Below are 12919 nucleotides of genomic sequence, written 5' to 3'. Positions count from 1 at the left end.
ACTTCCACGCATCTTTGTCCCATGCTCTGCCGTTTTGGCGTACAAACAGCGGCTCTGACGCCTTCGTTTGTCACCTAGGTTTGCGAGAAACTCCGCCATTGTTGGTGGAACCGTGATTTTGCGCGCAAGCCCGTTCTAATCTCGCCCGATCAGAAGCGAATGCGTCCGCCTGTCGAAATCCCCAGCGCGAAGCCCAGCTGACGCACCGGGGCGCAACGGAACCAGGCAAAGGGCGCGAAGGAATGGGGCCACCTCTGGCTCAACTGCATCGAGCAGCTTCCGGCGCCGATCGCGGTCGAGGTACAACTCCCGGGGGCGATCAGCGCCCCTGAACAGCTTAAGCGCTTCCTGCCATGCAGAGTCCGCATTCGATGTTCCTTGCGCAAGCACTCTCCGAAGGGCCGCGCAAAGAGGAACCATGTCCCTATTCACCGTCGAAGGTGCGCGAGGCTTTGTTCGCAACTCTCCTACCTTTGATCGACTGACAATCGCTGGTGCGGCCTCCAACCTATTTCGCCATTCTCGCAAATGATGCTGACGCAGACGATCAAGTCTAACTCTAGCTATCGGATCTTCAAAGATGTGTCGGCGGAAAACGCCTTCTGCAATCTTTCCGGGGCGGGCGCGAAGATAGGCTCGGCAAGCATCCTCCACGGTTTCTATCTTCTCGGAATGGACTCTGCCCGCTTCAACTAGCTGCGCCCAAGTTTCAGCGCCCTTGCGAGCAGCAATGAACACTTCATGTCCCGCCAGGGCACCATAGTTGCCGAGGGCTTTGCGCTTGTACTTAACATTCTCAGCGTCATAAGTTCGAGCAACCCAGTTTCCTTCCCCCCCACGCTTTTGGGGGGGCGGTATCCGACGAAACATCCCGCCCGCGAACGATGCCAATGCGGCTCGTTGCCAGCCCTCGGCTTCAACCGCTCCCTGTTTCCGACCCTACTGAGATCGACCATCTGAGCGAAACCTCCACGCCGGGAGTTCAAACCTCGCCAGCAGCACCATCCTCTTCAATTTTCGTGAACGATGCTCAGCGCACGATTGCGCTTGCTCGTGGCCACCGTCTTATTAGACTAAGGCACCATGGAAGACCTCACCAAGCTCGATCCGCGCTTCGTCACCGTAACGCGAATCCGCGCCGCACTCGCCACGCTGCCTGTGCTGATCGCCGCCATCGTGCTGGAAAGCGCCGATCTCCTCCCCCTGGGCGCGATAGTCGTGCCGGTGGTGCTGCTCGCCACCTTCATCATTCTGCGCATCCCGCTGCGGCGCTGGGCAGCCTGCGGGTACGACATGGGGAGCGACCGCCTGCGCGTCGTGCGCGGTCTGCTGTTCCGGTCGGACACGGTGGTGCCGTTCGGCCGCGTCCAGCATATCGACCTCGACGAGAGCCCGCTCGAGCGCGCCTTCGGGCTGTCGACGCTGACGGTGCATACGGCGGGCACGCACAACGCCTCGGTCAAGCTGCCCGGCCTCGCGAGCGACGACGCGGCGGCGATGCGCGAGGCGATCCGCGAACACATCAAGCGCGAGACGCTGTGAGCGAGGCAGCAATCCCGCTCGGGGTCCCGCAGCGGACCAACCCGGTCAGCGTGCTGGCGCAGGGCGCGGCTGCGCTGCGCAATGCGGTGTTCCCGGTGATCGCGGTGTTTTTCGGCTCGGGCAGCCGCAGCTACAGCGTGCTGCTCGCGCTCGGGATCGGCGCGCTGGTCATCCTTGTCGGAACCCTCGCGAGCTACATCCGCTGGCAGCGCTTCACCTACAGTGTCGGCGAACAGGACATCCGTGTCGAGAGCGGCGTTTTCAGCCGCGCGGCGCGATCGGTGCCTTACGAGCGGATCCAGGACGTGAGCCTCGAACAGGCGCTGATCCCGCGGTTGTTCGGCCTCGTAGAAGTGCGGTTCGAGACTGGCGCGGGCGGCAAGGACGAGATGAAGCTCGCCTATCTGAAAGAGAGCGAAGGCGAGGCCCTGCGCGAACTGGTGCGCGCGCAGAAGGATGAGGTCGATCAGGTCGTGACCGGCCCGGAAGCGGATTCGGATGCGGGCGATGCCGCGGCACCAGCGACCGCCCCCGCCGAAGTGCTGTTTGCAATGGGGCCGAAGCGCCTCGTTACCTTCGGGCTGTTCGAGTTTTCGCTCGCGGTGTTCGCGGTGCTCGGCGGAGCGCTGCAATATCTCGACAGCTTTCTCGGGATCGAGGTGTGGGACCCGGATCTGTGGATGGAATGGCTCGCCGGACCGGGCGACTGGATCGCGCAACTGGGCCCCGTGGCGCAGGCGCTCGGCGCTGTTGCGGGGCTGATAGGGCTGTTATTCGTCGGTTCGGTGACAGGCCTTGCGCGAACGGTGCTGCGCGACTGGGGCTTCGTGCTCGAACGGACCGCGAAGGGGTTCCGCCGACGCCGGGGATTGCTGACGCGCACGGATGTGGTGATGCCGGTCCACCGGGTGCAGGGCTATGACATTGCGACCGGCTTCCTGCGCCGTCGGTTCGGCTGGCACGGCTTGCGCTTTGTCAGCCTGGCGCAGGACGCGGGCGGTGCGAGCCACGACGTCGCGCCCTTCGCGCAGCTTGACGAGCTTGCCCCGATCGTCGCCGCTGCCGGGTTCGACATGCCGCCCGCCGAGCTCGAATGGCAGCGCGGCAGCACTGCCAATCGCAATGTCGGGATCGCAATCGATGGACTGCTTCCCGGCCTGATCGGCCTCGTTGTGCTATGGCTCGCTCTCGGCAGCAGCATCGAGGAACTGGACGGGAAATGGGGCTTCGCGCTGATTCCGTTCGGCGTCGCGCTGTTCCTCGTGCTGCGACAGGCGTTCCTGTGGCGCTTTGCCCGCAACGCGATCGACCGGACACAAATCTACCGCCGCAGCGGCTGGCTCGCTCCTGCGACCGCCGTAGCAAACCGGGTCAAGCTGCAGTCGGTCGAAATCGCACAAGGGCCGATCGCGAAGATCTGCGGCTATGCGACGCTTCATCTCGGGTTGGCGGGCGGCAGTTTTGCTATCCCCGGCATTCCGCTCGAACGCGCGAAAGCGCTGCGCAGCTCGGTGTTGTCCAGCATTGCAACGACCGACTTCTCTCAATTGACGGAAGACTGATCGGCGGCACGAAAAAGGAGCCCCGCAGATGCGGGGCCCCCGATCACGTCGGATCACTTCGCTTGATCAGCGGGGATCGCTCAGTAGGGAACGCCGTAAAAGGCGTAAATCTTGTGATTGTAGCCATGCGACCACTCGGGCTCGGTGCCCTTGGGATAGCGCGGTGCGTCGGTCAGCTTTTCCTTGTCGATGTTGACCACGTAGCCTCCCCGATCGGTGTCGTAGGTGAGAACGTCCCATGGCAAGGGGTGATGATCTTCGCCGATCCCAAGGAAGCCGCCAAAGCTCATCACGGCATAGTCGACCTTTCCGGTGCGCTTGCCGATCATCAGGTGTTCGATACTGCCGACCTTTTCACCGTCGGTGGAATAGACTTTGGTCCCTTCCACCTTGTTGGAAGCGATCAGTTCGTCAGTTTCCCTGCTTTCCAGTGGTTGGGATTGGTTTTGTCTGTTGTCGAGCGGTGCGGATTGCATCGTTCTCTCCTCGTCTCTGCGGCACAGCGCGGACGGCCACTACCGGATTGGAGCGGTGGCGCTTGCGCCTGGGGTGTCATGTAACCAATGGCTGGGCCGACTAAGTGTTCCAAATCATTGAGTTAGATTGAGACACAACTGCGGTCAGGCGTGCAGTTCCGCCCATTCGGGGTGCCGCTGGAACAGGCGTTCGACATAGGAGCACTGCGGCACGATGCGGAAACTTTGCGCCCGCGCGTCGGCCACCAATGCATCGACCAGCCGCGCCGCCACGCCCTGCCCGCCGATCGCGCGCGGGACGATGGTGTGGGTCGCCACCCGGATATTCTCGCCGAGAGGTTCCCAGTCGAGATGTCCGTTGTGCTCGATGCCGGCGACTGCGGCGACATAGCGACCGCCGTCGCCGCGCGCATGATGGGTGATGGTAACCTCGGGCAAGATGCGTCTCCTTCTTGCGTTCAACGCAGGCCTGCGTAAGGGCGTTCCGCGATGAGCCGCTCCCAGCAATTCCTGTCCGACAATGCCGCCGCCGTCCATCCCCGCGTATGGAACGCAATGCGCGCGGCGGACGAGGCCGATGCACCCTATGATGGCGATGCCCTGTCGCAGGCGCTCGACGCGCGCTTCGGCGAGTTGTTCGGGCGCGAATGCGCGGTGCTGTGGACCGCGACCGGGACCTCCGCCAATTGCCTTGCGCTCGCTACGCTGTGCCCGCCGCACGGCGGCGTGGTGTGCCATCGCGAAGCGCATATCGAGATGGACGAGGCGGGCGCGCCGGGATTTTACCTGCATGGCGCCAAGCTGATGCTGGCTGAAGGCGCCAAAGATTCTGGGGGCGCGAAGCTGACCCCCGACGCCATCCGCGCGGTGATCGATCCGATCCGTGACGATGTCCACCAGGTCCAGCCGCATGCGATCTCGGTCACCCAGGCGAGCGAATACGGGCGCAGTTATCGACCGGCAGAGCTCGAGGCGATCGGCGCGCTGGCGCAGGAGCGCGGGCTGGGGCTGCATGTCGACGGCGCGCGCTTTGGCAATGCGGTGGCGTTCCTCGGCTGCTCGCCCGCCGAGGCGGTCGGCCCGGCACAGGCGCTCAGCTTCGGCTTCGTCAAGAACGGCGGGATGGGGGCTGAGGCAATCGTCTTCTTCGACCCGGCGCTGGCCGATGTCGCGCGCTATCGTCGCAAGCGCGCCGGGCATTTGCAGAGCAAGGGCCGCTACCTTGCGGCGCAGGTTCTGGCGATGCTCGAGGGCGACCTGTGGCTCGACAATGCGCGCGCCGCGAATGCCGCCGCCGCCGAGATCGCCGGGGCTTGCGGCGAGCGGCTGATGCATGCCGTCGAAGCCAACGAGGTCTTCGTGCGCTGCACTGCGGTGGAGCGCGAGGCGCTGCGGGCGCAGGGCTTCGGTTTCTACGACTGGGGCGAGGACGCGGCGCGTTTCGTCACCGCGTGGAACAGCGATAGCCAGGCCGCGAGCGCGCTCGCCCGCGCGATCGCGGCTTTGTGACCGAGGCACCTCCGCACGCGTTGCTGCGGCCGCGCATCGCGATCCCCTTCGTGCTCATCGCCCTCATCTGGGGCTCGACCTGGTTCGTCATCACCACCCAGATCGCCGAGGCTCCGGCGCTGTGGTCGGTAACCTGGCGCTTTGCGATGGCGACCCCGGCAATGTTCCTGCTGGCGTTCGTGCTCAGGCACTCGCTGCGGATGGGCGGTGCGGCACACGGTCTGGCTGCGGCGATGGGGTTGTTCCAGTTCTGCGGCAATTACACTTTCGTCTACCTGTCGGAATTCCACCTGACCTCCGGAATCGTTGCGCTGCTGATCGGGATGATGCTGGTCCCCAATGCGGTGCTCGGACGGGTTCTGCTGGGCGAGGCGATCACCGCACGGTTCTTGATCGGCAGCCTCGTGGCGCTGGGCGGGATTGGCTTGTTGCTGCTCAATGAAGCGCACGTCGCGCCGCTCGGGGGGAATGTCGCGCTCGGCACCGGGCTCGCGCTGATCGCCATGCTCGCCGCCTCGATCGCCAATGTGATCCAGGCCGTGCCGACGGGCAAATCCGTCCCGCTCGTGACCTTGCTCGCCTGGTCGATGCTTTACGGGACGCTGATCGACGCGGGGCTGGCATGGACGTTCGAAGGCCCGCCCGTCATTCCGGCGTCGCAAGCCTATTGGCTCGGCACCGCATGGCTCGCGATCGTCGGCTCGGTGGTCACCTTCCCGATCTATTACGATCTGGTGCGCAAGCTCGGCGCGGGCCGCGCGGCGTATAACGGGGTGCTGGTGGTGGTAATCGCGATGGTCATCTCGACCCTGTTCGAAGGCTATCGCTGGACGCCGCTCGCAGCGGCAGGCGCGGTGCTGGCGATGATCGGGCTGGTAATCGCCTTGCGGGCCAAGCATTTGCCCCGCTGATCGCGCGCGGCACGGCTTGACCCGGCACAGGCTTGCCAACATACTCCGCATCGAAACGACCGGGGGGTGATCCGATGGACTTTTCGAGAACCGGGCTGGGACTGCTTGTTATCCTGCCGCCATTGCTTCTCGCCTGCTCCGGGCCGGTCCAGAGCTCGCCCGAGGCGGACAATGCGGAGGCGGGATCGACCGCGGAGACTGCCGCGGCCGATACGGCGAAGCCCGATCCGGTGACCGAAGCGCCCAAGGCCGATGCGGCTGACGAAGCTGCGGTGAGGGCTGCCGCCCTCGGGGTGTTTTCGGATTATCTCGACAAGCCGGTTAAGCACACGGAGATGACTCCGGCATTCTCTGCGGCATGGGATCATGCCTTGGGGCCCGAGGGTTCGATGGGCTACGACCCGTTCTGCGAATGCCAGGATTTCGGCGATGTGTCGGTGCGGGTCGATAGTGCGAACATTACCGGCGACGAGGCGCGGGTCGGGGTGACCTTGCGCAGTTTCGGACAGGACACGAAAAAGCGCCTGGTGCTCAAGCGGGTCAAGGGGGCATGGCTGCTCGACGATATCAATGACGGCGATACGCCGTCGCTCCACCGCGCCATGTCCGACGGGGAGCCGGGCAGCTTCTCGATGTTCTGAGAAGCGCGAATGCGTACTGGATGAGTGGGTGCCGGTTTTGTCGGCCTTGAGGGGCCATCGGGAAGGTCGCAGTGACGAAAACGAAGAAGATCGCGAGCCTGGCTATTCTGGCCAGTTCGCTCAGCCCCGTGCAGGCGCAGCCGCTTCCTGCGTCCGAACGGGAGGTGCTTGTCTACAGTTTGGGCAATTCGACGCCCGAAACCGCTGCCTCGGGCGAAGCGCTGCTGCGAAAACCCGCCGTCGATCGCCGGTCGAGTGCTATACCGGTCGAGGCTTTCCCAGAGGAACTGCGCGCGCGCGAGCCGCAGGTCGATATCCATACCAACATTGTTGTTGCACTCGATGCGCAGGGCAAGCCGCAGGCCTGCCGCCCGGCCGTGCTGTTCGTCTGGGCCAATCGCAACCGGGTGGACGAGCCGCTCGACGGTGCCGTCGGCGAAGAACTATGCGCGCTGGCCACCGGGCGTCTCACCTATCATCCCGCGCTGACTGCTGATGGGACACCGGTCGCATCGGAAGTCGCCGTCGCGATCCTGTTCCGGCAGGAACGGATGGCACCGCCCGCGCCGATGCCGCCTGCCAGTCTCGTCGTCTCGAAGAATGGCTTTCCGCCGCCGTATTTCACGGCCTCGGCCTATCGCGGGCTGAGCTTCAGCGTGCCGAGGGGCAAGGATTTCGCCCCAACCGAACGCCGCGAGCAGCGCAATGCGACGGTCGACCTGCTCCTGTCCGGGGACGCGACCGGCGCTGTTACCGAATGCAAGGTGGCGGTGTCGAGCGGCTATGCGCTCTACGATTCCGCCAGTTGCGCGGCGGCGCGCACGATGCGCGTATCCAATGGCGAGCGCGCCTTTGCGCTACGCGATTTTCCGTTGCGGATGGTGTGGCATAAGCGCGTGGTCGAATTGCAAACGCCCATGATGCCGATCGGGCCGCAGCTGGTGTCGCAGCCCGAGGTCCGCGTCGACTTGCCCGAGGGCATGGAGTTGGCGAAATGGGCCGAGACCTCGGTCGAACTCACGGTCACACCGGATGGGCGGCTGCAAGGCTGCGAGCTGACCGGCCCGAGCTACAACGACACGCTCGATATCGCGAGCTGCAAGCTTTTCGGCCCCGATACGCGCTTCACTCTGCCGGTCGGCATGTTCGGCGATCCGGCGGAAGGCCTGCTGCGGCTGCGGATCGACTGGAATGCGCGGACCATCCGGCGCAACGGCTACTGATCGAAGCTCAGCCTTCCATGCAGGCGCGCAGCCCTTCGCGATAGGTCGGGTAGCGCGGTTTCCAGTCGAGCACCCGCTTCGTCTTGCCATTGGCGACGCGGCGGTTCTCGGCATAGAAACCGCGTGCCATGTCCGACAGCTTCGCTTCCTCCATCGTCTGCATCGGCGGCGGTGCCACGCCGAGCAGGCGGGAAGCCTCCTCGATCACGGCGTTCTGGCTGGTCGGCAGGTCGTCGGCGAGATTGTAGGCGCCGCTCGGGGCATCCAGGCCGGCCAGCACGCCGCTAACGATGTCCTCGACATGCACCCGGCTGAAAACCTGATCCGGCAGATCGATCCGGTGGGCCTTGCCCTCCCGCACCCGGTCGAGCGCGCTTCGGCCCGGCCCGTAAATCCCCGGCAGGCGGAAGACGCGCGCGCCCAGCTCCAGCCAGCGCAGGTCGCTCTCCGCGCGGGCGGTGCGGCGGCCGTGGCCGACCTCCGCCGTTTCGTCCACCCACGCGCCATGCGCATCGCCATAGACCCCCGTCGAGGACAGGTAGCCGAGCCATTGCCGCCCCGACGCATCGCCATAGCGGTCGAGCACCGGATCGCCGCCCTCGGCGGGCGGGACGGAGGACAAAACGTGGCTCGCCTGCGCCAGTCCCCCGCGCACCGCAGCGTCATCAGCGAAGTCGATGTTGCCTGCGCTGCCGGTCGCATCGACCTGCCAGCCTCGTTCGCGCTGCGCCTGTGCGATCCGCCCCGCAGTATAGCCCAGTCCGAAAATGAATATCCTCGCCATATCGGCGTTGTAGCGGTTGGAGAGCATCGCGAAAGGGAGTAGTGCCCGCGCCTATGGATATTGCCCGCAACCCCTCCGTCGCTGCCGAAAACACCCAGATGGCCGATGCGCCGCCCGAACCACAGCAGCCTCCGCTGATCCGGCGCGAGGATTACACGCCCTTCCCCTGGCTGGTTCCCCAGATCGCGCTCGAATTCGAACTCGGGATCGAGCATACGCTGGTCACTTCGACGCTGACCGTGGCGCGCAATGCCAAGGCGCAACGCAGCGACACGATCCGGCTCAACGGCGACGGCCTGACAGCGCTCTCGGTCACGGTTGACGGTGAGCCGGCGGGTGACTGGTCGATGGACGGCGACGACCTGATCCTGCCGCTGCATGGCGAGGCGCATGCGATTAAGGTGGTCACTGCGATCGACCCCTCGGCCAATTCGCAGCTGATGGGGCTCTATGCCTCCAGCGGGATGCTGTGCACCCAGTGCGAAGCGGAAGGCTTCCGCCGCATCACTTTCTTTCCCGACCGCCCCGATGTGCTCAGCACCTACACCGTGCGGATGAGCGGCCCGAAGGCGGAGTTCCCGATCCTGCTGTGCAACGGCAATCGGGTGGCCGAGGGCGAAGGCGAAGGCGGCACCCACTGGGCCGAATGGCACGACCCCTGGCCCAAGCCGAGCTACCTCTTCGCGCTGGTGGCGGGGGACCTCGTCGCCAATTCGGGCAGGTTCACCACGATGTCGGGCCGCGAGGTCGAGCTCAACATTTGGGTCCGCGCGGAAGACCTGCCGCGCACCGAGCACGCGCTCGAATCGCTGAAGAAGAGCATGCAGTGGGACGAGCAGGCGTTCGGCCGCGAATACGATCTCGACTTGTTCAACATCGTCGCGGTGAGCGATTTCAACATGGGGGCGATGGAGAACAAGGGCCTCAACGTCTTCAACACCAAATATGTGCTGGCGGATCCTGACACCGCGACCGATGCCGATTTCGACGCCATTGAGGGCGTGATCGCGCATGAGTATTTCCACAACTGGTCGGGCAACCGCGTCACCTGCCGCGACTGGTTCCAGCTGAGCCTGAAGGAAGGCTTCACCGTGCTGCGCGACCAGCTGTTCAGCCAGGACATGCAAGGTGAGGCGGTCAAGCGGATCGAGGATGTGCGGATACTGCGTTCGGCCCAGTTCCCCGAGGATTCGGGCCCGCTGGCGCACCCGATCCGCCCCGACAGCTTCCGCGAGATTTCGAACTTCTACACCGCCACGGTCTATAACAAGGGGGCCGAAGTCATCCGCATGATGCGCACCATGGCCGGGCCGGAGCGGTTCCGTGCCGGCTGCGATCTCTATTTCGAGCGCCACGACGGCGAAGCGGCGACCTGCGAGGATTTCATCCGCGCGATGGAGGAAGGCGCGGGGCTGGACCTCGAGCAGTTCCGCCTGTGGTATTCGCAGGCCGGTACGCCCAAGGTAACGGTACGGCTGGAGCATTCGGGTGATACCGCCACGCTGCACCTGTCGCAGCAGGTTCCGCCTACCCCCGGCCAGCCCGACAAGCAGGCGATGCCGATCCCGCTGCGCATAGCGCTGTTCGACCGGGCCACGGGCAAGCATGAGGGCGAACAGCTGGTGGTGCTCGGCAAGGCGGAGGACAGCTTCGCCTTCACCGGTTTCGCCGAGCCGCCGGTTCTCTCGATCAACCGCGGCTATTCCGCGCCGGTGACCATCGAACGCACCGTCCCGCATGCGGACCTCGTATTCCTCGCCGCACAGGACGACGACAGCTTTGCCCGCTACGAAGCGATGCAGGAACTGGTCGTCTCGCATATCGTCGCGGCGGCAGGCGACGGGCTCGACGATGCCGCGCGCGCAGCGGGCCGGGCGGCCATCCGCACCGCTCTTGCGGCGATCCTTGCCGACGCAGCGCTCGACGATTCGATGCGCGGCGAACTCGTCATGCTCCCGAGCCAGACCTATCTCTCCGAACAGATGCTGATTGCCGATCCGGGCCGCATCCATGCGGAGCGCGAAGGGCTCAAGGCGTGGCTGGGGCGCGAGCTGGAAAGCGAATTCGTCGCGCTCCACCTGCGGGTGAGCGAGATTCCATATGGCCTCGAGCAAGCCGCACGCGGGGCGCGCAAGATCAAGACGCAGGCGCTGGTCTACCTTGCCGCCGGCAACCCCGACCTCGCGGCGCAGATGGCCAAGGCGCAATACGAGGCGGCGGACAATATGACCGACCGGCAGGGTGCGTTGATGGTACTGACCGGGCTCGACAGCGCCGCGCGAACCGACAAGCTGATCGATTTCTACCGCCGGTACCAGGGCAACGAACTGGTGATCGACAAGTGGTTCACGCTGCAAGCGATCTCGCTCCACCCGCACGCGATCGAACATGTGAGGGTGCTGGCCGGGCATCCCGACTTCACCCTGCGCAACCCCAACCGGGTGCGCTCGCTCTACATGGCCTTCGCCGGCAACCCGCATGCGTTTCACGGCGAGAGCGGCGAGGGCTACCGGATGATCGCCGACCTGATCCTCGCGCTCGACCCGATCAACGCCCAGACAGCGGCGCGCTTCGTGCCCTCGCTCGGGCGATGGCGGCGGATCGAGCCGGTGCGGGCCGCGCTTATGCGGCAGGAACTGGAGCGGATCGCAGCGTCCGACAGGCTGTCGCGCGATACCTTCGAACAGGTCACCCGTTCGCTTGGCTGAAGCGCTCCACTCGGCGCTGCTCGGCGGGGTGCCGCACGGCTTCATGACCCGGCGCGGCGGGGTCTCGACCGGTGCGGTCGCGGGGCTCCAGTGCGGCTTCGGCGCGGGCGACGACGAGGCGGACGTGGCCGAGAACCGGCGTCTGGCAACCGAGGCGGTGCTGCCAGGGGCGGCACTGGTCACGCCCTATCAGGTTCATTCAAACGACGCGGTCGTCGTGACCCAACCGTGGGCATGGGAGGACCGGCCCCGGGCCGATGCCGTCGTCACCGACCGGCCGGGCCTGCTACTCGGCATCGTTACCGCCGATTGCGCGCCGGTGCTGCTTGCCGATCGTGAGGCAGGGGTGGTCGGCGCGGCCCACGCCGGATGGCGCGGTGCGCATGGCGGGGTGATCGAGGCGACGGTCGAGACGATGGTTTCGCTGGGAGCCGAGCGCGACAGCATTCTCGCGGCGATCGGGCCGTGCATCGCGCAGGCGAGCTATGAGGTCGATGACGGGTTTCGCGGCCAGTTCACCGAAGATGACGGGAGATTCTTCGGCCCCGGGCGCAAGGGACACTGGCAGTTCGATCTCGAAGCCTATGTCGGCAAGCGGCTGGCACTGGCCGGGGTCGAGCATGTCGATCCGCTCGGCCGCGACACCTACCGCGAAGAAGTCAGCTTCTATTCGTTCCGCCGCGCGACCCACCGCAGCGAAGCCAGCTATGGCAGGCAACTGAGCCTGATCGGGATCGCCGGCTGACGGTTGCGCGCAAGCGGACGAATGGTGCCAAAAAGGCGGTTGGCACATGGCGCATTCCCGTCTATCAGCGCGCGCAAACCGGCACCGGATAGGCCGAGACAGGGGTGTTCCCAAAGCGTGGGGACAATACTTCCAGCCAGCCCAACCGGATCGGTGAAAACGCAACCTTCCCGCGTCTTCCTTGCGGGCGAGCTGTTAGGTTTAAGGCAGAATCGATGGCTGACACGACTGGCACCGCGACACCCGACATGGTCGCACCGGAAACGGATGCAACCGGAGACGGCGTGCGCCGCCGCGACTTCATCAATATCGCCGCGGTGAGCGCGGCCGGGGTGGGCGGCATCGCCGTGCTCTACCCGCTGATCAGCCAGATGGCCCCGTCGGCCGATGTGCTGGCGGAAAGCACCGTCGAGGTCGATGTTTCGGCAATCGAGCCGGGCCAGGCGATCAAGGCGATCTTCCGCAAACAGCCGCTGTTCCTGCGCCGCCTGACCGATGCCGAAATCGCCGAGGCCGACGCGGTGCCGCTGTCCGACCTGCGCGACCCGCAGTCGCTCGAAGAGCGGACCAAGGCCGGCCAGAAGGCGATGCTGATTACCATGGGCGTCTGCACCCATTTGGGCTGCGTTCCGCTCGGAGCAGCCGAAGGCGAGGCACGCGGCGAATACGGCGGCTATTTCTGCCCCTGCCACGGTTCGCACTACGATACCGCCGCACGCATCCGCAAAGGCCCGGCGCCGACCAATCTGCTGGTCCCCGACTATGAATTCAATGCCGATGGCACCGTGGTTACGGTCGGCTGAGGAGCGAGAGACAGA

The 12919-nt window shown here is 65.4% G+C and carries 13 protein-coding genes; 10 read left to right on the top strand and 3 right to left on the bottom strand.

The annotated features are described in order from the left end of the window. Positions 1-528: 528 nt before the first annotated feature. The 3 genes from NSO95_RS10305 (at position 529) to NSO95_RS10295 (ending at position 3104) form a co-directional block, all read left to right on the top strand. On the top strand, positions 529-696 hold the full coding sequence (locus NSO95_RS10305; RefSeq protein WP_257596140.1) for a hypothetical protein: 168 nt from the start codon (positions 529-531) through the stop codon (positions 694-696). Positions 697-1083: 387 nt separating this feature from the next. Continuing rightward, the gene (locus NSO95_RS10300; RefSeq protein ID WP_257596139.1) at positions 1084-1542 is read left to right on the top strand and encodes a PH domain-containing protein; all 459 of its coding nucleotides are present in this window, start codon (positions 1084-1086) and stop codon (positions 1540-1542) included. Then, complete coding sequence (locus tag NSO95_RS10295; RefSeq protein WP_257596138.1) at positions 1539-3104, top strand: PH domain-containing protein; 1566 nt, start codon at positions 1539-1541, stop codon at positions 3102-3104. The genes NSO95_RS10300 and NSO95_RS10295 overlap by 4 nt, the downstream gene beginning before the upstream one ends. 80 nt (positions 3105-3184) lie before the next feature. Here NSO95_RS10295 and NSO95_RS10290 read toward each other — a convergent pair whose 3' ends face one another. Further along, positions 3185-3580 carry a PRC-barrel domain-containing protein gene (locus NSO95_RS10290; protein WP_257596137.1) on the bottom strand — a complete coding sequence of 132 codons (396 nt, stop codon included), beginning with the start codon at positions 3578-3580 and terminating at the stop codon, positions 3185-3187. Positions 3581-3724: 144 nt separating this feature from the next. Beyond that, positions 3725-4018 carry a GNAT family N-acetyltransferase gene (locus NSO95_RS10285; RefSeq protein WP_257596136.1) on the bottom strand — a complete coding sequence of 98 codons (294 nt, stop codon included), beginning with the start codon at positions 4016-4018 and terminating at the stop codon, positions 3725-3727. Between the two features lie 51 nt (positions 4019-4069). On the opposite strand from NSO95_RS10285, the gene NSO95_RS10280 reads away from it, so the two are divergent. The 4 genes from NSO95_RS10280 (at position 4070) to NSO95_RS10265 (ending at position 7864) form a co-directional block, all read left to right on the top strand. Further along, the gene (locus NSO95_RS10280; protein ID WP_257596135.1) at positions 4070-5089 is read left to right on the top strand and encodes a threonine aldolase family protein; all 1020 of its coding nucleotides are present in this window, start codon (positions 4070-4072) and stop codon (positions 5087-5089) included. Further along, the gene (locus NSO95_RS10275; protein ID WP_257596134.1) at positions 5086-6000 is read left to right on the top strand and encodes a DMT family transporter; all 915 of its coding nucleotides are present in this window, start codon (positions 5086-5088) and stop codon (positions 5998-6000) included. The genes NSO95_RS10280 and NSO95_RS10275 overlap by 4 nt, the downstream gene beginning before the upstream one ends. 74 nt (positions 6001-6074) lie before the next feature. Beyond that, positions 6075-6641 carry a YbjP/YqhG family protein gene (locus NSO95_RS10270; protein ID WP_257596133.1) on the top strand — a complete coding sequence of 189 codons (567 nt, stop codon included), beginning with the start codon at positions 6075-6077 and terminating at the stop codon, positions 6639-6641. Between the two features lie 71 nt (positions 6642-6712). Next, entirely contained in the window at positions 6713-7864 is a 1152-nt protein-coding gene (locus NSO95_RS10265; RefSeq protein ID WP_257596132.1) for a hypothetical protein, read from the top strand. 7 nt (positions 7865-7871) lie between these two features. On the opposite strand, the gene NSO95_RS10260 is transcribed toward NSO95_RS10265, so the two are convergent. Then, positions 7872-8648, bottom strand: a complete 777-nt coding sequence (locus tag NSO95_RS10260; protein WP_257596131.1) for a Rossmann-fold NAD(P)-binding domain-containing protein — start codon at positions 8646-8648, stop codon at positions 7872-7874. Positions 8649-8701: 53 nt separating this feature from the next. On the opposite strand from NSO95_RS10260, the gene pepN reads away from it, so the two are divergent. The 3 genes from pepN to petA all read left to right on the top strand — a co-directional run bounded on the left by pepN (position 8702) and on the right by petA (position 12904). Further along, positions 8702-11356, top strand: coding sequence for an aminopeptidase N (pepN, locus tag NSO95_RS10255; RefSeq protein WP_257596130.1), 2655 nt, complete (start codon positions 8702-8704; stop codon positions 11354-11356). Between the two features lie 43 nt (positions 11357-11399). After that, positions 11400-12101, top strand: coding sequence for a peptidoglycan editing factor PgeF (pgeF, locus tag NSO95_RS10250; RefSeq protein WP_257596323.1), 702 nt, complete (start codon positions 11400-11402; stop codon positions 12099-12101). Between the two features lie 248 nt (positions 12102-12349). Continuing rightward, on the top strand, positions 12350-12904 hold the full coding sequence (gene petA, locus NSO95_RS10245; protein ID WP_257596322.1) for a ubiquinol-cytochrome c reductase iron-sulfur subunit: 555 nt from the start codon (positions 12350-12352) through the stop codon (positions 12902-12904). Positions 12905-12919: the final 15 nt, after the last annotated feature.

The organism is Parerythrobacter lacustris (assembly GCF_024626475.1).
GTDB classification, from domain to species: domain Bacteria; phylum Pseudomonadota; class Alphaproteobacteria; order Sphingomonadales; family Sphingomonadaceae; genus Parerythrobacter_A; species Parerythrobacter_A lacustris.
Note: the sequence above shows the minus strand (reverse complement) of the source record. Positions and strands in the feature narration are given on the sequence as shown.

Bases quoted from the DNA above. Each gene is read 5' to 3' on its own strand.
- NSO95_RS10305 (WP_257596140.1), top strand. From the start codon at position 529: ATGATGCTGACGCAGACGATCAAGTCTAACTCTAGCTATCGGATCTTC.
- NSO95_RS10300 (WP_257596139.1), top strand. From the start codon at position 1,084: ATGGAAGACCTCACCAAGCTCGATCCGCGCTTCGTCACCGTAACGCGA.
- NSO95_RS10290 (WP_257596137.1), bottom strand. From the start codon at position 3,580: ATGCAATCCGCACCGCTCGACAACAGACAAAACCAATCCCAACCACTG.
- NSO95_RS10280 (WP_257596135.1), top strand. From the start codon at position 4,070: ATGAGCCGCTCCCAGCAATTCCTGTCCGACAATGCCGCCGCCGTCCAT.
- NSO95_RS10270 (WP_257596133.1), top strand. From the start codon at position 6,075: ATGGACTTTTCGAGAACCGGGCTGGGACTGCTTGTTATCCTGCCGCCA.
- NSO95_RS10260 (WP_257596131.1), bottom strand. From the start codon at position 8,648: ATGGCGAGGATATTCATTTTCGGACTGGGCTATACTGCGGGGCGGATC.
- pepN (WP_257596130.1), top strand. From the start codon at position 8,702: ATGGATATTGCCCGCAACCCCTCCGTCGCTGCCGAAAACACCCAGATG.
- pgeF (WP_257596323.1), top strand. From the start codon at position 11,400: ATGACCCGGCGCGGCGGGGTCTCGACCGGTGCGGTCGCGGGGCTCCAG.
- petA (WP_257596322.1), top strand. From the start codon at position 12,350: ATGGTCGCACCGGAAACGGATGCAACCGGAGACGGCGTGCGCCGCCGC.